General features: G+C 72.8%; 27 protein-coding genes and 1 pseudogene. 5 read left to right on the plus strand and 23 right to left on the minus strand.

The window, feature by feature from the left end; genetic code table 11:
• Positions 1-60 precede the first annotated feature (60 nt).
• From lgt to hisI, 11 genes are all read right to left on the minus strand, one after another.
• Complete coding sequence (gene lgt / locus H305_RS0126835; protein ID WP_051371000.1) at positions 61-1,101, minus strand: prolipoprotein diacylglyceryl transferase; 1,041 nt, start codon at positions 1,099-1,101, stop codon at positions 61-63.
• Between the two features lie 120 nt (positions 1,102-1,221).
• A complete protein-coding gene (locus H305_RS0126840) occupies positions 1,222-2,001 on the minus strand; it encodes a DsbA family protein (RefSeq protein WP_028803143.1) in 780 nt (259 codons plus the stop codon).
• A gap of 134 nt (positions 2,002-2,135) precedes the next feature.
• Positions 2,136-2,951 carry a tryptophan synthase subunit alpha gene (trpA, locus tag H305_RS0126845; RefSeq protein ID WP_028803144.1) on the minus strand — a complete coding sequence of 272 codons (816 nt, stop codon included), beginning with the start codon at positions 2,949-2,951 and terminating at the stop codon, positions 2,136-2,138.
• Complete coding sequence (trpB, locus tag H305_RS0126850) at positions 2,948-4,240, minus strand: tryptophan synthase subunit beta (RefSeq protein ID WP_028803145.1); 1,293 nt, start codon at positions 4,238-4,240, stop codon at positions 2,948-2,950. Before trpB ends, trpA begins: the two co-directional genes overlap by 4 nt.
• A 336-nt stretch (positions 4,241-4,576) precedes the next feature.
• Positions 4,577-4,807 (minus strand): tryptophan biosynthesis modulator TrpM, encoded by a 231-nt coding sequence (gene trpM / locus H305_RS47170; protein ID WP_051371009.1) that lies wholly within the window; start codon positions 4,805-4,807, stop codon positions 4,577-4,579.
• A gap of 112 nt (positions 4,808-4,919) precedes the next feature.
• Entirely contained in the window at positions 4,920-5,729 is an 810-nt protein-coding gene (trpC, locus tag H305_RS0126860) for an indole-3-glycerol phosphate synthase TrpC (protein WP_028803146.1), read from the minus strand.
• Positions 5,730-5,887: 158 nt separating this feature from the next.
• Positions 5,888-6,337, minus strand: a complete 450-nt coding sequence (locus H305_RS0126865; RefSeq protein ID WP_028803147.1) for a DUF2752 domain-containing protein — start codon at positions 6,335-6,337, stop codon at positions 5,888-5,890.
• Between the two features lie 93 nt (positions 6,338-6,430).
• A complete protein-coding gene (locus tag H305_RS0126870; RefSeq protein WP_028803148.1) occupies positions 6,431-6,661 on the minus strand; it encodes an HGxxPAAW family protein in 231 nt (76 codons plus the stop codon).
• A gap of 153 nt (positions 6,662-6,814) precedes the next feature.
• Complete coding sequence (locus H305_RS0126875) at positions 6,815-7,468, minus strand: TIGR02234 family membrane protein (RefSeq protein WP_028803149.1); 654 nt, start codon at positions 7,466-7,468, stop codon at positions 6,815-6,817.
• A 106-nt stretch (positions 7,469-7,574) separates the two neighbouring features.
• Positions 7,575-9,053, minus strand: coding sequence for an anthranilate synthase component I (locus tag H305_RS0126880; RefSeq protein ID WP_028803150.1), 1,479 nt, complete (start codon positions 9,051-9,053; stop codon positions 7,575-7,577).
• 11 nt (positions 9,054-9,064) lie between these two features.
• Positions 9,065-9,466, minus strand: a complete 402-nt coding sequence (gene hisI / locus H305_RS0126885) for a phosphoribosyl-AMP cyclohydrolase (protein ID WP_028803151.1) — start codon at positions 9,464-9,466, stop codon at positions 9,065-9,067.
• Between the two features lie 142 nt (positions 9,467-9,608).
• Between hisI and H305_RS0126890 the strand changes: the two genes are divergently transcribed.
• Positions 9,609-10,244 carry a TIGR03085 family metal-binding protein gene (locus H305_RS0126890; protein ID WP_028803152.1) on the plus strand — a complete coding sequence of 212 codons (636 nt, stop codon included), beginning with the start codon at positions 9,609-9,611 and terminating at the stop codon, positions 10,242-10,244.
• A 45-nt stretch (positions 10,245-10,289) separates the two neighbouring features.
• Here the strand turns inward: H305_RS0126890 and H305_RS0126895 are convergent, their stop codons facing one another.
• From H305_RS0126895 to hisD, 12 genes and pseudogenes are all read right to left on the minus strand, one after another.
• Positions 10,290-11,711, minus strand: coding sequence for a PucR family transcriptional regulator (locus H305_RS0126895; protein WP_028803153.1), 1,422 nt, complete (start codon positions 11,709-11,711; stop codon positions 10,290-10,292).
• Between the two features lie 113 nt (positions 11,712-11,824).
• Positions 11,825-12,193 (minus strand): annotated as a pseudogene (locus tag H305_RS0126900) (helix-turn-helix domain-containing protein); the annotation flags it as partial.
• A 135-nt stretch (positions 12,194-12,328) separates the two neighbouring features.
• Positions 12,329-13,561, minus strand: coding sequence for an MFS transporter (locus H305_RS0126905; RefSeq protein WP_199791463.1), 1,233 nt, complete (start codon positions 13,559-13,561; stop codon positions 12,329-12,331).
• A 167-nt stretch (positions 13,562-13,728) separates the two neighbouring features.
• The gene (locus tag H305_RS0126910) at positions 13,729-14,328 is read right to left on the minus strand and encodes an ArsR/SmtB family transcription factor (RefSeq protein ID WP_028803156.1); all 600 of its coding nucleotides are present in this window, start codon (positions 14,326-14,328) and stop codon (positions 13,729-13,731) included.
• Positions 14,329-14,476: 148 nt separating this feature from the next.
• Positions 14,477-15,232, minus strand: coding sequence for an imidazole glycerol phosphate synthase subunit HisF (hisF, locus tag H305_RS0126915; RefSeq protein WP_028803157.1), 756 nt, complete (start codon positions 15,230-15,232; stop codon positions 14,477-14,479).
• Complete coding sequence (locus H305_RS0126920) at positions 15,229-15,648, minus strand: RidA family protein (protein WP_028803158.1); 420 nt, start codon at positions 15,646-15,648, stop codon at positions 15,229-15,231. The genes hisF and H305_RS0126920 overlap by 4 nt, the downstream gene beginning before the upstream one ends.
• On the minus strand, positions 15,645-16,373 hold the full coding sequence (priA, locus tag H305_RS0126925) for a bifunctional 1-(5-phosphoribosyl)-5-((5-phosphoribosylamino)methylideneamino)imidazole-4-carboxamide isomerase/phosphoribosylanthranilate isomerase PriA (protein ID WP_028803159.1): 729 nt from the start codon (positions 16,371-16,373) through the stop codon (positions 15,645-15,647). Before priA ends, H305_RS0126920 begins: the two co-directional genes overlap by 4 nt.
• Positions 16,373-17,014 carry an imidazole glycerol phosphate synthase subunit HisH gene (gene hisH, locus H305_RS0126930; protein ID WP_420708138.1) on the minus strand — a complete coding sequence of 214 codons (642 nt, stop codon included), beginning with the start codon at positions 17,012-17,014 and terminating at the stop codon, positions 16,373-16,375. The genes priA and hisH overlap by 1 nt, the downstream gene beginning before the upstream one ends.
• Entirely contained in the window at positions 17,011-17,175 is a 165-nt protein-coding gene (locus tag H305_RS54120) for a hypothetical protein (RefSeq protein ID WP_028803161.1), read from the minus strand. The genes hisH and H305_RS54120 overlap by 4 nt, the downstream gene beginning before the upstream one ends.
• Positions 17,176-17,266: 91 nt before the next feature.
• Entirely contained in the window at positions 17,267-17,860 is a 594-nt protein-coding gene (gene hisB / locus H305_RS0126940; protein WP_010987556.1) for an imidazoleglycerol-phosphate dehydratase HisB, read from the minus strand.
• A complete protein-coding gene (locus H305_RS0126945) occupies positions 17,857-18,975 on the minus strand; it encodes a histidinol-phosphate transaminase (RefSeq protein ID WP_028803162.1) in 1,119 nt (372 codons plus the stop codon). The genes hisB and H305_RS0126945 overlap by 4 nt, the downstream gene beginning before the upstream one ends.
• The gene (gene hisD / locus H305_RS0126950) at positions 18,972-20,297 is read right to left on the minus strand and encodes a histidinol dehydrogenase (RefSeq protein WP_028803163.1); all 1,326 of its coding nucleotides are present in this window, start codon (positions 20,295-20,297) and stop codon (positions 18,972-18,974) included. Before hisD ends, H305_RS0126945 begins: the two co-directional genes overlap by 4 nt.
• 173 nt (positions 20,298-20,470) lie before the next feature.
• On the opposite strand from hisD, the gene H305_RS0126955 reads away from it, so the two are divergent.
• From H305_RS0126955 to ybaK, 4 genes are all read left to right on the plus strand, one after another.
• A complete protein-coding gene (locus tag H305_RS0126955) occupies positions 20,471-22,051 on the plus strand; it encodes a hypothetical protein (RefSeq protein ID WP_028803164.1) in 1,581 nt (526 codons plus the stop codon).
• A 285-nt stretch (positions 22,052-22,336) separates the two neighbouring features.
• Positions 22,337-23,377, plus strand: coding sequence for a hypothetical protein (locus tag H305_RS47175; protein ID WP_063611360.1), 1,041 nt, complete (start codon positions 22,337-22,339; stop codon positions 23,375-23,377).
• 11 nt (positions 23,378-23,388) lie between these two features.
• Positions 23,389-24,129, plus strand: coding sequence for an LON peptidase substrate-binding domain-containing protein (locus tag H305_RS0126965; RefSeq protein WP_028803165.1), 741 nt, complete (start codon positions 23,389-23,391; stop codon positions 24,127-24,129).
• 17 nt (positions 24,130-24,146) lie between these two features.
• Positions 24,147-24,647, plus strand: a complete 501-nt coding sequence (gene ybaK / locus H305_RS0126970; RefSeq protein ID WP_028803166.1) for a Cys-tRNA(Pro) deacylase — start codon at positions 24,147-24,149, stop codon at positions 24,645-24,647.
• Positions 24,648-24,701 lie beyond the last annotated feature (54 nt).

The raw sequence follows: 24,701 nt of genomic DNA on the forward strand, positions 1-24,701 counted from the left end.
CCCGGCATACGAAGGGGGCGCCGCGTCCGGGACGCGGCGCCCCCTTCGGGGTACGGAAGGTCAGCCCTTCTTGGCCGACCCCGCCTCGTCGGCGGTCGCCGGCTCGACGTCCTCGACGGCGTCGGTGTCCTCGGCGGAGCCGGGCTCACCGGGCCGGCCGGCGACCGTGTCGGCGGGCTTCGCCCGGTCGGCGGAGTCGTCCGCGTCCTTGCCGGAGACGTCCGCGTCCTTGCCGAGGGCCACGGTGGCCGCGGCGGCCTCGTCGTCCTTTTCGCCGGGGGTGTCCGCGCCCGGCTCCACGACGGCCTCCCGGCCCGGACGGCGGCGCGCGGAGATCACGATGTACAGCACCGCGAGCAGGAAGACCAGCATCGCGGTCCAGTCGTTCAGACGCAGGCCGAGGATGTGGTGGGCGTCGTCGACGCGCATGTACTCGATCCAGCCGCGGCCGACGCAGTAGGCGGCGACGTACAGCGCGAAGGCTCGCCCGTGACCGAGCTGGAAGCGGCGGTCGGCCCAGATGACCAGGAGAGCGACTCCGATGCACCACAGCGACTCGTACAGGAACGTCGGGTGGTAGTAGCCCGGGACGCGGCCGTCCGCGGAGGAGGTGATGTGCAGCGCCCAGGGCACGTCCGTGGCCTTGCCGTACAGCTCCTGGTTGAACCAGTTGCCCCAGCGCCCGATGGCCTGCGCGAAGGCGATGCCGGGAGCGATGGCGTCGGCGTACGCGGGCAGGGGGATGCCGCGTCGGCGGCATCCGATCCAGGCGCCGACCGCGCCGAGCGCGATGGCACCCCAGATGCCGAGCCCGCCCTCCCACACCTTGAAGGCGTCCACCCAGTCACGGCCCTCGCTGAAGTACAGCTCGTAGTCCGTGATCACGTGATAGAGCCGGCCTCCGAGGAGACCGAAGGGGACGGCCCAGACCGCGATGTCGGCAACCGTGCCGGATCGCCCGCCCCGGGCGATCCAGCGCTTGTTGCCGAGCCAGACGGCCACGAAGACGCCGATGATGATGCAGAACGCGTAGGCGCGCAGCGGAATGGGGCCGAGGTGCAGCACACTGCGCGACGGACTGGGAATGAAGGCAAGTTCCATGGCAGGGTCGACGCTACCGTGCCGGACCTCACCTGAGGCAAGCAGCCCGGCAACGGGTCCATAACGTGCCGCTGCCCCCGGGCCGGGCGGCGGGCCGGGGGCAGCGGGCGTGTGGGGGGCTCAGGACTTGTTCTCCGCCTCCACCAACTGCTTCAGCTTGGCGGGCGTCATCGTCTGGTCCGCATAGATGTTCGTCGCGCCCAGCAGCACGGTCGGGGTCGAGTGCAGGCCGTTCTTCTGGAAGGCGGTGTTCGACTTCACGACCCAGCTGTCGTGCGTCCCGTCATTGACGCACTTGCGGAAGGCCGGGGTGTCCAGGCCGTCGACCTTGCCCGCCAGCTCGATGAGCTTGGCGTTGTCGGCGAAGGCGTCGTCGGTCTCCTTGGGCTGGTTCTCGTAGAGCACGTCGTGGTACTCGGTGAACTTGCCGGCGTCCTGGGCGCAGGCCGCGGCGTTCGCCGCGCGCAGGGAGCCGCTGCCGCCCAGATTCCCGTCGATGAGGGTGACCAGGCGGTACTCGACCTTCAGCTGTCCGGCGTCGACCAGCTCATGGATCGTCGGCCGGTACATGGCCTCGAAGGCCTGGCAGGCGGGGCAGCGGAAGTCCTCCCATACCGTGAGGGTCGACTTGGCGCCGTCCTTCCCGACGGGGATGGCGAGACCGTCCTTGCCGGTGGCTCCAGACGGCGAAACGGCCGGTCCCGCCGTGTCGGCCTTCTTGGTCTCCTTGCCGGAGTTGGCGGCCAGGACGCCGACCACCGCGGCGAGGGCCAGGACGCAGACCACCGACGCCCCCACGATCAGCGCGCGCCGGCGCTTCTCCGCGGCCTTCTGCTTCTCTCGCTCGACCGCCAGCCGCTCGCGGGCATTGCGCTTTACGTCACGGTTGTTCTCGCTCACATCCGGCAGAACGAACCGGGGAGGCGCAGCGCGCCTCCCCGGTCCCAGGTCCACCCCTTCGAGTGAGCGGATTGTCCGTTACGCACCTGTCGGGAGCCGGCGCGACAGCTCCGCCGGCTCCCCCGGTGCCGGCCTCAGGCCTTCTTGCGCACGCCCTCGGCGAGGTCACCGGCGAGGGCGCGCACGGCGTCGAGACCCGCGGCCTCGTCCGGCGCGTCCAGCATCCGTTGCACGAACGCCGAGCCGACGATCACACCGTCGGCGAAACCGGCCACCTCGGCGGCCTGGGTCGCGTTGGAGACGCCGAGTCCGACGCAGACGGGCAGCTCGGTGGTGGCCCGGGTGCGCCGCACCAGGTCCTGCGCCTGGGCGCCCACCGACTCGCGGGTGCCGGTGACGCCCATCAGCGAGGCGGCGTACACGAAGCCGCTGCCCGCCGCGGTGATCTCGGCGAGCCGGGCGTCCTTGCTGCTGGGCGCGACGACGAAGACGGTCGCGAGGCCGTGCTTCTCCGCGTGCTCCCTCCACAGCGCCGACTCCTGGACGGGCAGGTCCGGCAGGATGCAGCCCGCGCCGCCCGCCTCGGCGAGCTCGGCGGTGAAGCGCTCGACGCCGTAGCGGTCGATGGGGTTCCAGTACGTCATCACGAGGACGGGCTTCCCGGTCGCCTCGAAGGCCTCCCGGACCGTCCGCATCACGTCGGCGATCTTGACGCCGCCGCGCAGGGCGATGTCGTCGGCGGTCTGGATGACGGGGCCGTCGAGGACGGGGTCGCTGTGCGGCAGGCCGACCTCGACGACGTCCGCGCCGCCCTCGAGGACGGCCTTGATCGCGGCGATGCCGCCGTCGACGGTCGGGAACCCGGCCGGCAGGTAGGCGATGAGGGCGGAGCGCCCCTCCGCCTTCGCGCCGGCGAGGGTGTCGCTCAACAGCTGGATGTTGCCGCTCACTTGGCGTCCCCCTCGATCTCGGCGTTCTCGCCGGCCGCGTCCGCGGGGACGACCGCGTCGGTGCCTTCGTCGTACAGGCCGAAGTAGCGGGCGGCCGTGTCCATGTCCTTGTCGCCGCGGCCGGACAGGTTGACGATGATCAGCCCGTCCCTGCCCAGCTCCTTGCCGACCTCCAGGGCACCCGCGAGCGCGTGGGCGCTCTCGATGGCCGGGATGATCCCCTCGGTGCGGGAGAGCAGGCGCAGCGCCTGCATGGCCGCGTCGTCGGTGACGGCGCGGTACTCGCCCCGGCCGCTGTCCTTGAGGTAGGAGTGCTCGGGGCCGATGCCGGGGTAGTCGAGTCCGGCCGAGATCGAATAGGGCTCGGTGATCTGTCCCTCCTCGTCCTGGAGGACGTACGACCGCGATCCGTGCAGGATGCCGGGCTCGCCGGCGGTCAGGGTCGCGGCGTGCTCTCCGGTCTCCACCCCGTGCCCGGCGGGCTCGCAGCCGATCAGGCGGACCTCCGCGTCCGGGATGAAGGCGTGGAAGAGCCCGATGGCGTTGGAGCCGCCGCCGACGCACGCGACGGCGGCGTCGGGGAGGCGTCCGGCGCGCTCCAGGATCTGCCGCCGCGCCTCGACACCGATGACGCGGTGGAAGTCGCGCACCATGGCCGGGAAGGGGTGGGGGCCCGCGACGGTGCCGAACAGGTAGTGGGTGCGGTCGACGTTGGCGACCCAGTCACGGAACGCCTCGTTGATGGCGTCCTTGAGGGTGCGGCTGCCGGACTTCACGGCGATGACCTCGGCGCCGAGCATCCGCATGCGGGCCACGTTCAGCGCCTGGCGCTGGGTGTCGATCTCGCCCATGTAGATGGTGCATTCGAGACCGAAGAGCGCGCAGGCGGTCGCGGTGGCGACGCCGTGCTGGCCGGCGCCCGTCTCCGCGATGACGCGCGTCTTGCCCATCCGCTTGGTCAGCAGGGCCTGGCCGAGCACGTTGTTGATCTTGTGGGAGCCGGTGTGGTTGAGGTCCTCCCGCTTCAGGAAGACGCGGGCGCCTCCCGCGTGCTCGGCGAACCGGGGCACCTCGGTGAGCGAACTCGGCCGCCCGGTGTAGTGGACGAGCAGGTCGTCGAGCTCGCGGGCGAACTCGGGGTCCGTCTTCGCCTTGTCGTACTCGACGGCGACCTCGTCCACGGCTGCGACGAGCGCCTCCGGGATGAACTTGCCGCCGAACGCGCCGAAGTAGCCCTCGGCGCTGGGAACTCGACCCTCCGGGTCGGGAATGAAGAACTCGCTGGGCATGCGATTACCTCGCAGGGGCTGTCGCCCCGGTTGAAGGCCGGTCAGTGGTCACGTTAGCCACGTACGCCCGCGATGCGCCTGCGGCACGAAGCCGAGCCGTCCCCTCCACCCTCCACGGCGAAGCCCCGCCGCATGACGACCGGGCGGACCGGACGGGTCACCGGTCGGGTGGGGAGGTCCGCCACGACGGCGTGCGGCCGTGCGGCGGTGATCGGCGGTGCCGCGCCGGGCGGAGCCACTCGACGGCGGGACGGGCGGAGCCCGCCTCTCGCGTGGGACCGCGCCCGGCGGTGTGACGGGGCGGATCTCCTGGAGTGGCCGGTGCCGGCCTCCGGCTCACACCGCCCGAAGGAAGGAGGTGGCCGGAAGGGGCGCGAGCGCGCGTACGCGCTCGCGCCATCGCATGCCGTTGACCTGGCCCGGCTCGTCGCCGATGACGTAACGGACCCGGCGGCCGTGCACGCGCCGCGCGGGCGCCCGGCAGCCGCGCGGACGGCAGCCGCGGGCGAGACGGGCGTACGGGTCCCGGACCGCCGAGGCGGGGGACGGTGCCGCGGCGGAGCGCACGGCGGGCCGACCGGTGTGCGTGCCCCCGCGCCCCTGGCGTGCCGCCTCGCCGTCCGGGCGGAGGCCCGGACGGGAGTCGGCGACGGCGGAGGGCGCGACGGACACGGGCGGGTCAGTCCCGTCCGTGGCGCAGCGCGGGGTGGGCCCCGGCCGCGACGAGGTCGGAGACCGCGGTCTTCGGGTCACGGCCGGTCACGAGCGACTCGCCCACCAGGACCGCGTCGGCGCCGGCGTTGGCGTACGCGATGAGGTCGTGCGGGCCGCGGACGCCGGACTCGGCGATCTTGACGATGGAGTCGGGGATCTCCGGCGCGACGCGCTCGAAGGTCGTGCGGTCGACCTTCAGCGTCTTCAGGTTGCGCGCGTTGACGCCGATGACCTTGGCTCCCGCGTCCACCGCGCGCTCGACCTCGTCCTCGTCGTGCACCTCCACGAGCGGGGTGAGCCCGATGGACTCGGCGCGCTCGATGAGGGACTCCAGGGCGGGCTGGTCGAGGGCGGCGACGATCAGCAGCGCGAGGTCGGCGCCGTACGCGCGGGCCTCCCACAGCTGGTAAGACGTGACGATGAAGTCCTTGCGCAGGACCGGGATGTCCACGCGGGCGCGGACGGCCTCCAGGTCCGCGAGCGAGCCACCGAAGCGGCGCTCCTCGGTCAGGACGGAGATGACGGCGGCGCCGCCCGCCTCGTAGTCCGCGGCGAGGCCGGCCGGGTCGGCGATCGCGGCCAGCGCGCCCTTGGAGGGGCTGGACCGCTTGACCTCGCAGATGACCTTGACGCCGTCACCACGCAGGGCCGCCACGCCGTCCTTGGCCGCCGGAGCCTTCGCCGCGCGCTCCTTGAGCTCGTCGAGGCTGACGCGCGCCTGCCGCTCCGCGAGGTCGGCACGGACTCCGTCGATGATCTCGTCGAGCACGCTCACGCGAGCGGCCCCCTTCCTGCGGTGGAGGGTTGAAGCAGTCGACCCGGGTGGACCGTCCCGGACGGTTCGGACGGGTCACTTGTGATGGTATCCGGAGGAAGGCGTAGGCCTTGCATCCGGTTGACGCCGGTCCCACTACCTGGACGTTTGTCCGTTGATCAAGGATGCAACCAGCCGCCGAACGGCAGGTTCCGGACAACGGTGAAGACCAGCACCAACGTGCCGAGGCTCCACAGGTGTACCGGTCCGAGATCCAGCCGCACCGGCCGTCCGCGGAGCGAGCGGACCACCCAGACGGCCCACACCACCGCGAAGACCAGGTATCCGGCGACGGCGAGCACGTTGTCGGTGAGCGCCGTCGCGATGTCCCCGTGCACGAAGGCGTGCGCGCTGCGCAGACCTCCGCAGCCGGGGCAGTACACGCCGGTGAAGCGCAGCAGCGGGCAGACCGGGTAGTGGCCGGGCTGGTTCGGGTCGACGGCCCCGACGTACGCGAAGGCGCCGGCGACAGCGGCCAGCACCCCACCGGGGACGAGGAGCCGGCGCAGCGCGTCCGGGACTCCGGCCGCCCGGGTCACCCTCTGGGTTTCTGCGTTCACCTCACGCATTGTGCCCCTCTCCCGCGTCGCGCGCCTGTCACGCGAACGCGAGAGGCGGCCCCGGCCGTGCCGGGACCGCCTCTCGGGAGGTTCGCGGGGCGGTCAGCCCTGGGCACCCGCCGCCTCACGGACCGGGGTGGACTTCTGCTTGCCGAGGCCCGCGGACTTCATGATGAAGCCGACGACACCGCCGAGCGCGACGACGACCATGCCCGCCCAGAAACCCAGCGGTTGGGCCATCACCATGAAGGCACCCGCGACGCAGAAACCGATGAAGGCGATGATGACACCGGTCCAGGCGGCCGGGGTGTGACCGTGGCTGCTGCCCGCCATGACTTGCTCCTCGTTGCTGTATGCGTATGTGAGTCGGACGCTCACGCCCATTGTCCCGTACTGGGGCGCGTGCCGTGAGCGGGGGGTCCTTCCTCGCGCGCCGCCTGTGCCGGGGCGTGACCGGGGCGCGCGGCTGGGGACGCGGCGGAGCGCTCAGGTCCCGGCCGGGTCGGGACCCGTCGGGTCCTCACCGCGGTCGAGCGCCTTCCACAGGTCCTCGGGGCGGTCGGGGTCGATGGGCTCGGCCTTCCGCGGCCGGGGCGTCCCGTCGCGTTCGTAGCGGCCCGACATCGCGGGCCACAGGCTGCCGTAGCGCAGCGCGAGCAGCCCCGCGAGGAGGATCAGCGCCCCGCCCACGGCCGCGACGTACGGCCAGGCGGTGTGGCTGAGCGCCTCGGCGGTGGCGGCGGTGTTGCCGGAGGCGGCGGCGGCCTTCTCGTCGAGTGCGGAGCTGTCGCCCGCGCCGAGCACGGCCGCGACGACGGTGCCCGCGCCGGAGAGGGCGAGCAGCGCGGAGACGAGCAGGCGCCCGGAGCGGCGTACGGCGAACACCGCGACGAGCGCGGCGAGGCCGACTATGGCGAGCGCCGCGGGCACGCCCGTGACGTCGCTGCCCTTGGCGGTCAGCGGGAAGTCGCCGCCGGCCACCGTCGCGGTGCCCTCCGCCCAGCTGCGCCGGGTGGACAGCAGGGCCACGGCCGCGCCGAGGGCGCCGCTGAGCAGGGCCACTCCGAGGCTGCGGCGGCCGGACCCGGCGGGGCCGGCGGCTTCGGATCGGGGGTGAGGAACAGCAGTCACGTACTCCACTATCGCCTGAACCCCGGGCGAACCGTCACCCGGGGTTCACGTGAGCCTCGTCCTATTACCGGGAGCCGGGCGTTCCGGCAGCCCCCGCGGACGGGGGCCAACGGCGCTACCGGCCCAGGCGGTTCGCGGTGTGCACCGCGCGCAGGACGGCCGCCGCCTTGTTGCGGCACTCGTGGTCCTCGGCGACCGGGTCGGAGTCGGCGACGATGCCCGCGCCCGCCTGGACGTACGCCGTGCCGTCGCGCAGCAGGGCCGTGCGGATCGCGATGGCGGTGTCGGAGTCGCCCGCGAAGTCCAGATAGCCGACGCAGCCGCCGTACAACCCGCGCCGGGACGGCTCCAGTTCGTCGATGATCTGCATCGCGCGCGGCTTGGGAGCTCCGGACAGGGTGCCCGCGGGGAAGCAGGCGGCCAGGACGTCGAAGGCCGTGCGCCCTCGCGCGACCCGCCCCGTCACGGTCGACACGATGTGCATGACGTGCGAGTACCGCTCGACGGACATGAAGTCGACGACCTCGACGGAGCCGGGTTCGCAGACCCGGCCGAGGTCGTTGCGGCCCAGGTCGACGAGCATGAGGTGCTCGGCGCGCTCCTTGGGGTCGGCCATCAGCTCGTCGGCGAGGGCCTGGTCCTCCTGGACGGTGGCACCGCGCGGCCGGGTGCCCGCGATGGGGTGCACCATCGCGTGCCCGTCCTCGACCTTGACCAAGGCCTCGGGGGACGAGCCGACGACGTCGAAGCCGTCGAAGCGGAACAGGTACATGTACGGCGACGGATTGGTCGCCCGAAGTACGCGGTACACGTCCAGGGCGCTCGCCGTGCACGGCGTCTCGAAGCGCTGGGAGGGGACGACCTGGAAGGCCTCGCCCGCCCGGATGCGCTCCTTGACGTCCTCGACGGCGTCCCGGAAGTCGGCGCCGCCCCACAGGGCGGTGTACTCGGGCAGTTCCGAGGGCGGGAGCGCGGCGGGCGGCTGGGACACCGCGCGCGACAGGTCGGCCTCCATGGCGTCGAGGCGGGCGACGGCGTCCGCGTAGGCCTCGTCGACGCCGGTGTCGAGGTCGTTGTGGTTGATCGCGTTGGCGATCAGCTGGACCGAGCCCTCCCAGTGGTCCATGACGGCCAGGTCGCTGGTGAGCAGCATGGTCAGCTCGGGCAGCTTCAGGTCGTCCCGCTCGCCGGGGCCGATCTTCTCCAGGCGGCGCACGATGTCGTAGCCCAGATAGCCGACCATGCCGCCGGTGAACGGGGGCAGGCCCTCGCCGTGCGGGGTGTGCAGCGCCTCGATGGTGGCGCGCAGGGCGGCCAGCGGGTCGCCGTCGACGGGGACGCCGACGGGCGGGGTGCCGAGCCACTGCGCCTGCCCGTCCCGCTCGGTGAGCGTCGCGGCCGAACGGACGCCCACGAAGGAGTAGCGGGACCAGGAGCGGCCGTTCTCCGCGGACTCCAGGAGGAAGGTCCCGGGGCGCTCGGCGGCGAGCTTGCGGTACAGCGCGACCGGCGTGTCGCCGTCCGCGAGGAGCTTGCGGCTGACGGGGATCACACGGCGGTCCGTGGCCAGCTTGCGGAAGGTCTCGAGGTCCATGGCGGCTGACCCTACTGATCCAGTGACGGCACGCCGGAATCGGCGTCCTTGAGCAGGACGTCGGCGTCGAAGCAGGTGCGGGCTCCGGTGTGGCAGGCCGGCCCCACCTGGTCGACCTTCACCAGGAGCGTGTCGGCGTCGCAGTCCAGGGCCACGGACCTCACGTGCTGGACATGGCCGGAGGTGTCGCCCTTGACCCAGTACTCCCGGCGGCTGCGCGACCAGTACGTGCAGCGGCCCGTGGTGAGGGTGCGATGCAGCGCCTCGTCGTCCATCCAGCCCAGCATGAGCACCTCACCGGTGTCGTACTGCTGGGCGATGGCGGGGACGAGCCCGTCGGCGCTGCGCTTGAGGCGCGCGGCGATCTCGGGGTCCAGGCCGCTGGGCCTGCTGGGCTGAGGCGTGCTGGTCATGGGTGCCATTCTGCCGCGCCGGGACGGCGCGTCCCGGCGTCGTCCACGAGCCGGACACCGACCGGGCCGTGCGGCGCGGGCACGCCGTCCCGGCGGCCGGTGTCCACTGGGCGGACGGAGGAGGCGGTCGTAGGCTTGCCGCATGTCGACCCATGCCAAGCGTGAACGACTTCTCCTGGCCGATCTGTTGGAGGCCGTGGGCCCGGACGCCCCGACCCTGTGCGAGGGCTGGAACACCCGGGACCTCGCCGCGCACGTGGTGATCCGCGAGCGCCGTGCCGACGCGGCCGGCGGAATCCTGATCAAACCGCTCGCACCGCGGCTGGAGCGCGTGATGGCGGAGTTCGCCGAGAAGCCGTACGAGGAACTGATCCAGCTGATCCGTACGGGTCCGCCGCGGTTCTCGCCCTTCTCCCTGAAGCAGATCGACGAGGCGTCGAACACGGTCGAGTTCTACGTCCACACCGAGGACGTGCGGCGCGCGCAGCCCGACTGGACGCCGCGCGAGCTGGACACGGTGTTCCAGGACGCCCTGTGGTCCCGGCTGGAGCGCACGGCCCGGCTGGCCGGCCGCGGCTCCCCGACCGGCCTGGTGCTGCGCCGCCCGGACGGCCAGACCGCCGTCGCGCACAAGGGCACTCCGGTCGTGACGGCGACGGGTGAGCCCGCGGAGCTGCTGATGTTCGCGCTCGGCCGGCAGCAGGTGGCCGATGTGGAACTGGACGGCGACAAGGACGCGATCACGAAGCTGCACGAGGGGAAGCAGCTCGGGATCTGAGCGGTCGGCGGGGGGGCGGCCCGCCCGCGCCGCTCCCGGTGCCCGTCAGGGGTCCAGCAGGTTGCGGGCGGCCAGGGCGAGCGAGAGTTCCACGATGTCCGCGGGCCGGGTCAGGGAGCGGCCGGTGAGCTGTTCGCAGCGGCGCAGCCGGTTCAGGACCGTGTTGCGGTGGCAGTAGAGCCGGCCGGCGGCACGCTGGGCCGAGCCGTCGCAGGCGAGCCAGGCCGTCAGGGTGTCCAGCATGATGTCCCGGTCGGAGGCGTCCAGCCGCAGCAGCGGGCCGAGGACCCGCTCGGCGAGCGCCGCCCCGAGGGCCGGGGCGGAGACGACGAGGGCGGCCGGCAGGTGCTCCTCCAGTACGACGGTCCCCCCGGAGCGCGGGCAGGCCCGGAGCGCCGTGTCGGCCAGGCGGCGGGCGTCGCCGATCGCGGCGAGGCCCTCCACCACCGGGCTCACCCCGATCCGGGAACCGGGCGGGCAGGCCAGCCGCCGGGCGATCTCCCCGGCGTCCGCGTCGGTCCCGTGCGTCCGGGCGTGCTCCCCCTCGGGGCCGTCACCGCCGCCCGGGCCGCCGGCCTCCGGCCCGGCTGCCGTGCGCTCCGGGCCCCGGGCACCTGGACCGCGGTCGTGGTCGTGGCCGGGCTCGCCCCCGCCGTGGGGCACGTCGAGGTCACCGCCGAGCAGGACGATCCCGTAGCTCCCGCCGCCGTCGCGATCACGGGACCACAGGACGCGCAGGCCGGGCAGGTGCACCCGGCCGCCTACGTCCGCACCCGCCCGGACGGCGGGCAGGCGGGCCAGCACGACGGCGTACCGGCCCTCTTCGGGGAGCCCCAGGGCGGCCGCGGTGGCGGGCAGGTCGGCGATGCGCGCGGTGCCGTACAGCAACGCGGTCGTCATCAGCCGCAGCCGGTTCTCCCGGCGCCACGTCAGCTCGCGCTCGGTCTGGCGGTAGGCGTCGGCGACGATCGCGCAGTGGTCGTCGACGAAGTTCCACACGTCTGCGGCCACGTGCACGAGCAGCCGTACGTCGGCGGGGTCGCGGCGGGCCGTCTCGTCGACGAGCCCCTGCCAGACCATGCCGCCGCCCAGCCGGAAGGCGCGCAGCAGGGCGTCCAGGGGGAGGCCGTCCTCGGCCCGGGCCCTGCCGATGGCCCAGGAGCAGCGGTGGGCGGCCTCGCGCAGCTCGCCGGGCCGGATGAGGGATCCGACGTTGAGCCGCAGCGAGCGCTGCACCTCGTCGCGCACGTTCTCCGGGTCGGTCCGCACGGCCGTGCGGTAGGCGGGTTCGCACTCGCTCAGGAGGGTCATCAGGCGTTCGGTGAGCTCGGGCAGCCCCGCCATGAGCGTCCGGGCCGCGCGGTGCAGTACGGAGAGTGCCTCCGCGTCGACGGCCGGGCGTGCGGCGGGTACCGGGGGCCGCGGTCCGGGCAGGGGCCGGACGTGGGCGGGTACGAGGTGCTGCATCGCTGTCCTCCACCGGAGTCGGCTCGGTCCGGGCGGCCCGGTGCGCCGACGCGCGGCTCACGGGTGCTCCGGACCTCCTGATCCCGCAGGATGACATACCGCCCGGTCGGTACCTAGGGGCGTGCGATGGTCTTCTCGGCCCGGTCCACCGGTCGGGAGAGCTCGACGCGGGAGCGGACCCCCAGGACGGCGAAGACATTCCGCAGGTGGTGGTCGGCGGTGCGGGGACTCACGGACAGGCCGAGCGCCGCCTCACGATCGGTGGCGCGCTCCACCACGCACCGCGCGATCCGCAGCCGCTGGGGCGTCAGCAGCGCCGGCGGGCCGGACGGTTCACGCGGTGCGGCGTTCCCGGTGGCGCGCAGTTCGGCCCGCGCCCGCGCGGCCCGGCCGAGCGCGCCGCCCCGCTCGAAGGAGACCAGCGCGTCGCGCAGCCGGCCGCGGGCCTCACCCGGTCGGCGCCGCCGTCGCTGGTGAGGCCCGCGGCCGCCGCCCGGCGGAAGAGCACGGGCAGCAGCACGGGCCCCCGGCATGGCCCCCGGCCGGCAGACCGTGGGCCGCGCGCCGCCGGTGACGGCAGCGGCGACGGCGACGGCGCAAGTCCGCCGGGGCGGTGTTCAGCGGGGCAGTTCGGCGCGGCGCAGATCGCGGACGCAGAGAGTGACCACCCCGCCGAGGCCGCACACCGCGGCGCTGACGACGAACACGGGCCCGGTACCCCACCAGCCGATCGCGGCGGCGGTCAGCGGCATGCTCAGCGGGGCGAGCCCCAGGCTGCCGATGGTGGCGACGGAGCTGACCCGGCCCAGGAAGGCGGGGTCGGCGTGGGTCTGCAGCAGCGCGCCGCACAGGGCACCGCTGAGCCCGGCGAACAGTCCGACGACCAGGGCGACTCCGACGGCCGCGGCCACGGTCGGCACGAAGGCGAGGGCGCCGATGGCGACCGAACCGGCGAGGATCGCCACCGCGGCCACCCGGCCGGCGTACGGCAGCCTGCCGCGCACGGTGAGGAGCAGGGCCGCGGCGCCCGCACCGATCCCGAACCCGGCGAGCACCCAGCCGATGCCGGAGGCGCCCCAGCCGCGCCGGTCGGCCAGCAGGGTCAGGCCCACGTTGAGCGGCCCGACGAAGCCGAGATCGCCGAGCGCGATGGCGACCACGAGAGGCGCGAGGACGCGATGGCGCCGGATGTAGCCGAGGCCCTCGCGCAGGTCACGCCACGGGGTGCGCTCCGAGGCCGCGTCGTCGGCGGGCAGCTCCCGCACGCGGACGGAGACGAGCAGCGGCACGGACACGGCGATCAGCACCCCCGCCAGCCCGAACGCCGCGGCGGCGCCGCCGAGCGCCACGCCGAGGCCGCCGAGCGGGGCGCCTGCGACATTGGCGAAGCGGATCGCGAGACCCCTCATGCCCTGGACGCGGGCCAGTTGACCGCGGCTCGTGATGCGGGCCGGGAGGGCGCCCACGGCGGGCATGAAGACCGCGTCGACGGTGCCGAAGACGAGGCCCAGCAGGGCCAGCGGCCACAGCCCCGGGGAGGTCGCGAACAGCAGGGCCGCCACCCCCAGCACGGCGGCGCAGCGCACGGCGTCGCTGCCGATGACGACCTTCCGCGGTCCGAACCGGTCGGCGACCACTCCCCCGCCCAGCATCAGCAGGGCCCGCGGAATCGCGCTGACGGTCATCACGAGACCGGCCTGCGCGGGTGTCCCGGCCTGCACGGCGGCCCAGGACAACGCGATGTAGTAGACGTTGTCGCCGATCATCGACGAGGTGTAGGCGCCGAGCCAGCGCAGTACGTTGCCGTCGCGGTGGGCGGGGCGGGCTTCGGCGGCGGGGGCCGGTGTCATGACGGTCGTGGTCACGGTCCAGGTCCTCTCAGACGCTGAGACGAGCACGGAGGGAGGCATGTGCGGGGTACGGGCCGGGAGCAGGTCCCGGGACGCGGGCCAGGTGCCGCGCGGGCGCGGCTCTCGCGCCGTGACGCGTCGTGTGCCGCGAGGTCCCTGCGGGAGGGTCAGGCCCGGAACGGGAAGCCGTACAGGTGCACCGCGACGTTCTCGCGGCCTTCGGTGTCGCCGGCCTCCTCGGCCGTGCGGCCCCGCTCGTCGTACTTCCTGACGAGGTCGAGCAACTCCTCGTTGAGCTCGGAGAGTTCGGCTGCCGTGAGACGCAGGCTGGACTCGGAGTCGGAGGAGGCGGTGCGCCACTCGGGCGCCCAGGCGTGCCGCTCGTCCAGGTAGCGCCGGTAGAGGTCGGCGCGCTGGTCGACGAGGAGCCGGGCGAACGCGGTGTGCGCGGCGGCCGTCTCGGGGGCGCCGCGGAAGTCCTCGTCGTGGAAGCTCACGCCCCCGGACGTCGGCTGCCACCACCGCTCGCGGCCGTCCCCACTGCGCGGCTGCGCCTCCTCGATCAATCCGTGCTCCGCCAGCTTGCGCAGGTGGTAGCTCACCAGGGAGGGGGCCTCGTCGACCTGCTCCCCCAGTTGCGACGCGGTGGCCGCGCCGGCCACGTGCAGCGAGCGGTACAGATTCATCCGCAGCGGGTGCGAGAGCGCCTTGAGCGTTCCCAGATCCGAGACCCTGCGGCTCTCCTTGCGACTCTCTTCCTCCGCCATGTCTTCACCCTAGATACGAAAGGAAAGTTGCGCAACGGAAATTGCGCAACTTTCCTTTCGTATCACTCCAGGGAGAAGCCCCGGCCACTCGGTGACCGGGGCTCGACAACGGCTGCCGACGTCCGCGGCGGCGGACGCCGGCGGGACCTCAGCGGACGGGGTGCCCCGCCCCCCGCAGCGTCTCCTTCACCTCGCCGATCCGCAGATCCCCGAAGTGGAAGACCGACGCGGCCAGCACCGCGTCCGCGCCCGCGTCGATGGCGGGCGGGAAGTGCGCGAGCCGGCCGGCGCCGCCGCTGGCGATCAGCGGGACGCTCACGTGCTTGCGTACGGCCTCGATCATCTCGATGTCGTACCCGTCCTTCGTGCCGTCCGCGTCCATAGAGTTGAGCAGGATCTCGCCCGCGCCCAGTTCGGCGGCGCGGTGCGCCCACTCGACGGCGTCGATGCCCGTGCCCTTGCGGCCGCCGTGCGTGGTGACCTCGAAGGAACCGGCTTCGGTGCGCCGGGCGTCCACGGACAGCACCAGCACCTGCCGCCCGAACCGCTCCGCGATCTCCCGGATGAGGTCGGGCCGCGCGATGGCCGCGGTGTTGACGCCGACCTTGTCCGCGCCGGCCCGCAGCAGCTTGTCCACGTCCTCGGCGGTGCGGACGCCGCCGCCCACCGTGAGCGGGATGAAGACCTGCTCGGCCGTGCGGCGCACCACGTCGTACGTGGTCTCCCGGTTGCCGGAGGACGCCGTGATGTCGAGGAACGTCAGCTCGTCGGCGCCTTCGGCGTCGTACACCTTGGCCATCTCGACGGGGTCGCCCGCGTCGCGCAGGTTCTGGAAGTTGACCCCCTTGACGACCCGGCCGTTGTCCACGTCCAGGCAGGGGATGACGCGTACCGCGAGCGTCATGACTGCGCACCTCCGTTCTCCGCCCGGGGGCGGAACGCCTCCACCTCGACCTCGACGACCAGGCTCGGGTCGATGAAGCCGGAGACGATGAGCATCGACGTGGCGGGGCGCACGTCGTCGAAGAGCTCCTTGTGGGCGCGGCCCACCTCGTCCACGTCGCGGGCATGGGTGATGTACATCCGCGTGCGCACCACGTGCTCGCGGCCGAGTCCCAGGGTCTTCAGCGCGTCGAGCGCCGACCGGAAGGCGTTGACCGTCTGCTCGTACGGCGTGCCCGCGTCTATCACGCCACCGACCACGGAGGTGCAACCGGACACCAGGACCAGGCCGTTGGGCAGTTCCACCGCCCGCGAGTAGCCGACCGTGTCCTCGAACGGACCGCCCGAGGAGATCCGCCGTACTCCGTCGTCGGTCATACGGAGACCGCCTCCAGGGCCTCTTCCAATGTGAACGCCTTCGCGTACAGGGCCTTGCCGACGATCGAGCCCTCGACGCCGAGGGGCACCAGCTCGGCGATGGCCCGCAGGTCGTCCAGGGAGGACACGCCGCCGGAGGCCACGACCGGGCGGTCCGTCGCCGCGCACACGTTCCTCAGCAGTTCCAGGTTCGGGCCCTGGAGCGTGCCGTCCTTGGCGATGTCGGTGACCACGTACCGCGCGCAGCCCTCGGCGTTCAGTCGCTCCAGCGTCTCGTAGAGGTCACCGCCGTCGCGGGTCCAGCCGCGGCCGCGCAGCGTGGTGCCACGGACGTCGAGCCCGACCGCGATCTTGTCGCCGTGCTCGGCGATGACCTTGGCGACCCACTCGGGGGTCTCCAGCGCCGCGGTGCCGAGGTTGACGCGGGTGCAGCCGGTGGCGAGGGCCGCGGCGAGCGTGTCGTCGTCGCGGATGCCGCCGGACAGCTCCACCTTGATGTCCATGGCCTTCGCGACCTCGGCGATCAGGGCGCGGTTGTCGCCGGTGCCGAACGCGGCGTCCAGGTCGACGAGGTGCAGCCACTCGGCGCCCGCGCTCTGCCAGGCGAGGGCGGCCTCCAGGGGCGAGCCGTAGGACGTCTCCGTGCCGGACTCGCCGTGCACCAGGCGGACGGCCTGCCCGTCGCGGACGTCGACGGCGGGGAGGAGTTCGAGCTTCGAAGCCATCAGAGGGTTCCGATCCAGTTGTTCAGCAGCTGCGCTCCGGCGTCGCCGGACTTCTCGGGGTGGAACTGCGTGGCCCACAATGCGCCGTTCTCGACGGCGGCCACGAAGGGCTCGCCGTACGTGGACCAGGTGACCTTGGGAGCGCGCATCGCCGGGTTCGCGGCTTCCAGGGACCAGTCGTGGACGGCGTAGGAGTGCACGAAGTAGAAGCGGGCGTCGGCGTCGAGGCCCGCGAAGAGCTCCGAGTCGGCCGGCGCCTCGACCGTGTTCCAGCCCATGTGGGGCACGACGTCGGCCTGGAGCGGTCCGACCGTGCCGGGCCACTCGTCCAGACCCTCGGCCTCCACGCCGTGCTCGATGCCGCGGGCGAAGAGGATCTGCATGCCGACGCAGATACCCATCACCGGGCGGCCGCCGGAGAGCCGGCGGCCGATGATCCAGTCGCCGCGGGCCTCCTTGAGGCCGTTCATGCAGGCGGCGAAGGCGCCCACGCCGGGCACCAGCAGTCCGTCCGCGTTCATGGCGGTGTCGAAGTCGCGGGTGATCTCGACCTCGGCGCCCGCGCGGGCGAGGGCCCGCTCGGCGGACCGCACGTTCCCGAAGCCGTAGTCGAAGACGACGACCTTCTTCGGGTCGCTCACGCCCACACCTCCAGCCTCATGACGCCCGCGACGAGACACATCGCGGCACCGATGGAGAGCAGCACGATGAGGCTCCGCGGCATCTTCTGCTTGGCGAAGGAGTAGACGCCGCCGAGGAGGAAGAGTCCGACGACGATCAGGATGCTCGACAGGCCGGTCACAGTGTCTTTCCGTTCGCTTCTGCGCCCCGGCGGCGCGGCGGCCGGGGCATCGTCATCGTCGTCCGCGGCCCGGCGGCCGCAGGTGCGCCGCTCACAGCGCCCCCTTCGTGGAGGGCAGGATGCCGGCGGCGCGCGGGTCGCGCTCGGAGGCGTAGCGCAGGGCCCGGGCGAGGGCCTTGAACTGGCACTCCACGATGTGGTGCGCGTTGCGCCCGTAGGGCACGTGCACGTGCAGCGCGATCTGCGCCTGGGCGACGAAGGACTCCAGGATGTGCCGGGTCATCGTGGTGTCGTACTCGCCGATCATCGGCGCCATGTTCTCGGGCTCGGTGTGCACGAGGTAGGGGCGGCCGGAGAGGTCGACGGTGACCTGGGCGAGCGACTCGTCGAGCGGGACCGTGCAGTTGCCGAAGCGGTAGATCCCCACCTTGTCGCCGAGCGCCTGCTTGAAGGCGGCGCCCAGGGCGAGGGCGGTGTCCTCGATGGTGTGGTGCGAGTCGATGTGCAGGTCGCCCTCGGTCTTCACGGTCAGGTCGAACAGACCGTGCCGGCCGAGCTGGTCGAGCATGTGGTCGTAGAAGCCGACACCCGTCGACACGTCGACCTTGCCGGACCCGTCGAGATCGATCTCGACGAGGACCGACGTCTCCTTCGTGGTGCGCTCCACGCGTCCTACGCGGCTCATGCGCTCTGCTCCTTCTTCAGTTCACGGACCGCGTCGAGGAACGCGTCGTTCTCTTCGGGGGTCCCGGCGGACACCCGCAGCCATCCCGGCACGCCGTTGTCCCGGACCAGGACGCCCCGGTCGAGGATCCGCCGCCAGGCCTCGTGGGAGCCGTCCGCGCCGTCGAACCGGCCGAACTGGACGAAGTTCGCGTCGGACTCGGTGACCTCGTAGCCGATCGCGCGCAGTTCGGCGACCAGCCGGTCACGCTCGGCCTTGAGCTGCTCCACGTATCCGAGCAGGGTGTCGGTGTGCTCCAGGGCGGCCAGCGCGGTCGCCTGGGTGACGGCCGACAGGTGGTACGGCAGCCGGACCAGCTGGACGGCGTCCACGACGGCGGGGTGCGCGGCGAGGTAGCCGAGGCGCAGCCCCGCCGCCCCGAAGGCCTTGGACATGGTGCGCGAGACGACGAGATTCGGCCTGCCTTCGAGCAGCGGCAGCAGCGAGTCGCCGTGGCTGAACTCGATGTACGCCTCGTCCACGACCACCATCGACGGCTTGGCCGCCTGGGCCGCCTCGTACAGCGCGAGGACCGTCTCGGGCGGGACCGCGTTGCCCGTGGGGTTGTTGGGGGTGGTGATGAAGACCACGTCGGGCCGGTTCTCGGCGATGGCCTGCTCGGCCGCCGCGACGTCGATCGTGAAGTCCTCCGTGCGGGGACCGGAGATCCAGCCGGTACCGGTGCCCCGCGCGATGAGCGCGTGCATCGAGTACGACGGCTCGAAGCCGATCGCCGTGCGGCCGGGGCCGCCGAAGGTCTGCAGCAGCTGCTGGATGACCTCGTTCGACCCGTTGGCCGCCCAGACGTTCTCCTGGCCGACCCGGTGGCCGCCGGTCCGCGTCAGGTACTTGGCCAGCTCCGTGCGCAGCTGAACCGCGTCCCGGTCGGGGTAGCGGTTGAGGTCACGGGCGGCTTCGCGCACCCGCTCGGCGATCCGTTCGACGAGCGGCTCGGGCAGCGGGTACGGGTTCTCGTTGGTGTTCAGGCGCACGGGGACGTCGAGCTGGGGCGCGCCATAGGGGGACTTGCCGCGCAGCTCGTCCCGTACGGGGAGATCGTCGATTCCGAAGCTCACTTGCTCTCAGGCACCTTCCAACCGAACCGGGCCTTGATCGCCGCGCCGTGCGCGGGCAGGTCCTCCGCCTCCGCGAGCGTCACCACGTGGTGCGCCACGTCGGCCAGCGCGTCCTTCGTGTAGTCCACGATGTGGATGCCGCGCAGGAAGGACTGGACGGACAGGCCGGAGGAGTGGCAGGCACAGCCGCCGGTGGGCAGGACGTGGTTCGAGCCCGCCGCGTAGTCGCCCAGCGAGACCGGGGCCCAGGGGCCGACGAAGATCGCGCCCGCGTTCCTGACGCGGTCGGCGACGCGGGCGGCGTCGGCGGTCTGGATCTCCAGGTGCTCGGCGCCGTACGCGTCGACGACCCGCAGGCCCTCCTCCACGCCGTCGACGAGCACGACGGCGGACTGCCTGCCGCCGAGCGCCGGGACGATCCGGTCCTCGATGTGCCGGGTGGCCGCGACCTGCGGCTCCAGCTCCTTCTCGACCGCGTCGGCGAGCTCCACGGAGTCCGTGACGAGGACGGCGGCGGCCAGCGGGTCGTGCTCGGCCTGGCTGATCAGGTCCGAGGCGACGTGCACCGGGTCGGCGGTCGCGTCGGCGAGGATCGCGATCTCCGTGGGTCCGGCCTCGGCATCGATGCCGATCTTGCCCGCGAAGTAGCGCTTGGCGGCGGCGACCCAGATGTTGCCGGGGCCGGTGACCATGTTGGCGGGCGGGCAGGACTCGGTGCCGTGCGCGAACATCGCGACGGCGGTCGCGCCGCCCGCCGCGTACACCTCGTCGACGCCGAGCAGCGCGCAGGCGGCCAGGATCGTGGGGTGCGGCAGCCCGCCGAACTCGGCCTGGGCGGGTGAGGCCAGCGCGATGGAGCCGACGCCGGCCTCCTGGGCGGGGACGACGTTCATGATCACGGAGGACGGGTAGACCGACCGGCCGCCGGGCGCGTAGAGACCGACGCGGTCGACCGGGACCCACTTCTCGGTCACCGAGCCGCCCGGCACGACCTGGGTCGTGTGGGCGGTGCGCCGCTGCTCGCGGTGGACGAGCCGGGCGCGCCGGATCGACTCCTCCAGGGCGGCCCGCACGGCGGGGTCGAGCGTGTCGAGCGCGTCACGGAGCGCCTCGACAGGGACGCGTACCGATTCCAGCCGGACGCCGTCGAATTTCTCCGCGTAGTCGATCAGCGCCGCGTCGCCCCGATGATGCACGGCCTCGCAGATCGGACGCACCTTCTCCAGTGCGGCCGAAACGTCGAAGTCGGCTCGGGGCAGCAGGTCGCGCAGGGCGGAGCCCTCGGGGAGGGCGTCGCCGCGCAGATCGATTCGGGAGATCACAGGCCCAATTCTCTCAGACGGCGACAAGGCGCCGGACGCCCGTATCAATGGCTGATACAGGCCACCTTCGGTTCACCGGAAGATCCTCGTCACCAGTAGCGTTCGGGCGGTCACCGAGCGGGCATTGAACGATTGTACGAAACCCGCGAGTAGCTGGGGAGGAAGGAAGAGCCGTGACCGAGGGTGCCGGCATCCGAGGCGGGGACCTGCCGGACGAACTGACCGCCGCCGAAGCCGGGATGTGGCAGGCCTTCCGCAACGGCAGCGTGTACGACCTGCGCAGCGGGGACAGCGCCGTCGACGATCCGCACGGCGGCCATCCGTGGGGGCCCGAGCGCAGCGTGCGGGCGCGGATCGTGGCGTGGCTGCTGCTCGACGGTCCTCCGGCCCTCCAGGGCAGGGTCTCGTCCCTGAAGCTGACCGGCGTCCAAATCACCGACGTCCTCGACCTCGCCGGCGGCTCCGTGGTGCCATACGTCGAGCTGAAGGGGTGCCGGTTCGAGAAGGAGGTCCTGCTGCCGGAGGCCCGCTTCACGACCGTACGGCTGGTGGACTGCTCGGTGCCCCGGCTGGAGGCGGCCCGGCTGCACACCGAGGGCGACCTGCACCTGCCGCGCTGCCGTTTCCACAACGGGGTGCGCCTGACCGACGCGCACATCGGCACCGATCTGCTGCTCAACCAGGCCGTCGTCTACCGGGACCGGCGGGGGCGCTCGCTCACCGGCGACGGCATGACCGTCGGGCAGGACCTCCAGGCCGAGATGCTGGAGTCGCACGGCGAGCTCAGCCTGCGCGGCGCCACCGTCGGCGTCTCGCTCAGCCTGCGCGGCAGCAAGCTGAACAACCCGTACACACGGCTGGCCCTGAACGCCCCGCAGCTCACCGTCAACCGCACGCTGTACATGACGCCCGCGGGCATCGGCAACCCGCTGCTGACCAGCGGCACCACGCCGGCCCGCGGCACGCTGGTGCAGCGCTTCGAGTGCCAGGGCGGCATCCGCCTGGACGACGGCCGGTTCGGCGACGCCGTCGACCTCGAACGGGCCCGGTTCGTCCTCGACGACGACCAGGAGCTGTCGCTGCGCCGGGTCCAGACACCCGAACTGCGCTTCCTCGGGGAGAAGCCGGAGCGGGGCCGGGTCGTGCTGTCCGGCGCGCGGGTCGTCAACCTGATCGACCGGGCGTCCAGCTGGCCGGGCCCCGGCAGCCTCCACATGGGCGGCTTCACCTACGAGAGCCTGGTGCCGCAGGGCGCCTTCCCGCTGACGCGGCGGCTGGAATGGGTGGCGGCGGCGACCGCCGAGTACAACCCCGAGCCGTACGAGCGGCTGGCCACGGTGCTGCGCAACTCCGGGGAGGACGAGGACGCGCGCGAGGTGCTGCTCGCCAAGCAGCGCCGCCGCCGCGAGACCCTGCCGCTGGCCGCCAAGCTGTGGGGGTACGCGCAGGACTGGACGGTCGCCTACGGGTACCGGCCGGGACGGGCCGCGCTGTGGATGGCGGTGCTGTGGGCGGCGTCGTCGATCGCCTTCTCGCACGCCAGCCATCCGCCGATCGACGGCAACGGGCATCCGCCGTGGAACGCCTCGCTGTTCGCCCTGGACCTGCTGCTGCCGGTCATCGACCTGGGCCAGGCCGGCTTCTGGCAGCTGCGCGGCGGCTGGCAGTGGCTGGCCGCGGCGGTGATCCTCCTCGGCTGGATCCTGGCGACGACGGTGGCGGCGGGCGCGACCCGGCTGCTCCGGCGCGGCTGACGCGGGGCCCGGCCGCTGACGTGGGGCCCGGCCGCTGACGTGGGGCCCGGCAGCTGACGTGGGGCCCGGCCGCTGACGTGGGGCCTGTGGGGCGGGCGGTACCAGGACTCCCCCGGACCCGCACACACGACCAGGCATGTCGCACGAACAGCCGTCGAACAGATGAGCAACAGTCAGCTTTTACTCGCCCTTGACCACCGCGCATACAACCAAACGACGGTTACAAAAGCGTCACCGCATATCCCCTGGCAGACCCCCGACCTGCGTCTTTCAATGGTCGACACCATGGCACTGCTGCGCGCGTTCATCCGTACGGCACGGATGGCTAGGAACACCTCGCGCCTCGCCGCCGGACTGCCGGCCGACGACGAGGTACTGCTCGACGCCCCCGACGAGCGTCTCGGTCCTGCCCTCGTCGCGGCGGCCCGCGGCGAGTACGGGCCGGCCGCCAAGCTGCTCGCCACCACACGCGAGGCAGCCGAGTGGGAGAACCGTGACCGCTACGCGATGCGCCTCGCGACCTTCGCCCGCTCCCGCGACGCATGGCTGCGGGAGTGGCAGGCCGCCGCGCCGCACGATCCGGACGCCCTGCTAGTCAAGGCCGAGCTGGCGGTGCGCCGCGGCTGGGAGTCCCCGGCCCGTGCCGAGCTGCTCCGCGAGGTCGGGCCGCTGATCACCGCGGCCGCCGAGGGTGATCCCCGCGACCCGGTCCCCTGGCGGATCGCGCTCGACCACGCCCGCGGCACGAACGTCGGGCACTCCGAGTTCGAGCAGCTGTGGGGCGAGGCCGTACGGCGCTCCCCGCACCACTACGGCTGCCACGTCGCGGCCCTCCAGTACCTGTCGGCCGCCTGGTACGGGTCGCACCGCGAATGCTTCGACTTCGCCGAGACGGCCGCCCAGGACGCGCTCCCCGGCTCTCTGGTGCAGGCACTGCCGGTGCGTGCGGCCTTCGCCTACCTGACCGAGGGCGGCGGAGCGAAGGTCCCGCGCGAACGACTGGACGCGGCGGCCGACCTCGCCGTGGCCCTGTCCGCGACGTACACGGAGTCCGATTCGTGGCCCGCGGAGGTCCGCAACCTGCTGATGTACGTCCTGGTCCGGCTGGAACGCTGGACGGACGCGCTGGAACAGCTGCGCCTCATCGGCCCGTACGCGACGTCGTTCCCCTGGGACAGGGTCTCCGACGACCCGCTCGGCCAGTTCCTGGAGCTGCGCGACGGCATCCGGCTTGAGGTCGCCTCGGGCCTTCCGCTGCGCTCGCCGGGACCCGATCCGCGTCCGGGGAGTGGGCACGACGGACGCGCCCGCGCCGGCGACCATTAGGCTTTCCCGTCGTGACCACCGTCCGGCTCCCGCTCTTCCCCCTGAACTCGGTGCTCTTCCCGGGGCTCGTGCTTCCTCTGAACGTGTTCGAGGAGCGCTATCGCGCCATGATGCGCGATCTGCTGAAGACCCCCGAGGACGAACCGCGCCGATTCGCCGTCGTCGCCATCCGCGACGGGCACGAGGTCGCTGTGTCCGCGCCCGGCATGCCGGACCAGACGGCCGTGCCCGAACGCGGACCCGCCGCCGGCTTCGGCGACGACCCTGCCAAGGCCTTCCACGAGACGGGCTGCATCGCGGACGCGGCGACCATCCGGGAGCGCGCCGACGGCAGCTTCGAGGTGCTCGCCACGGGCACCACACGCGTACGGCTGCTCTCGGTGGACGCCTCGGGGGCGTTCCTGACGGCCGAGCTGGAGGAGCTGCCCGAGGAGCAGGGCGAGGAGGCGGGGGCGCTCGCCGAGGGCGTCCTGCGGGCCTTCCGCCAGTACCAGAAGCGGCTGGCGGGCGCCCGGGAGAGGTCCCTGTCCACCGGGGCCGACCTGCCGGACGAGCCGTCCGTCGTCTCGTACCTGGTCGCGGCCGCCGTGATGCTGGACATCCCGGCGAAGCAGCGGTTGCTCCAGGCGCCGGACACGGCGTCCCGGCTGCGCGAGGAGCTGAAACTCCTGCGCGCGGAGACCGCGATCATCCGTAATCTGCCGTCGTTGCCGGCGTCCGACCTGACGCGCGGCCCGACGAGTCTGAACTGACGCATCCGAGAAGGCCCATGGCGAAGAAGTCGAAGAAGCAGCAGTCCGGGGGCACCCCGGCGACGGTGGCGCTCACGGACGCGGGCGTCGCGTTCACGGTCCACTCCTACGAGCACGACCCGTCCCACCCCTCGTACGGCGAGGAGGCCGCCGAGGCCATGGGTGTCTCGCCGGAGCGGGTCTTCAAGACCCTGGTGGCGGACGTGGACGGCGCCCTCGTGGTCGCCGTGGTCCCCGTCGCGGGCTCCCTCGACCTGAAGGCGCTGGCCACGGCGGTGGGCGGCAAGCGCGCGGCGATGGCGGACCCCGCGGCGGCCGAGCGCACCACGGGCTACGTCCGCGGCGGTATCTCGCCTCTGGGCCAGCGCAAGAAGCTCCGCACGGTCCTGGACTCCTCGGCCGCGGCGCACGCCACGATCTGCGTCTCGGCGGGCCGCCGGGGCCTGGAGGTGGAACTCTCGCCCGACGACCTGGCGAAGCTCACGGACGCGGTCTCCGCGCCCGTCGGCCGTGCGTGACCCCTCGACGGACGCCCCCTCCTCGGTTAAGTACGAGGGACATGTCGAAGAAAA

It is taken from the genome of Streptomyces sp. 142MFCol3.1, from assembly GCF_000424945.1.
GTDB lineage: Bacteria > Actinomycetota > Actinomycetes > Streptomycetales > Streptomycetaceae > Streptomyces > Streptomyces siamensis.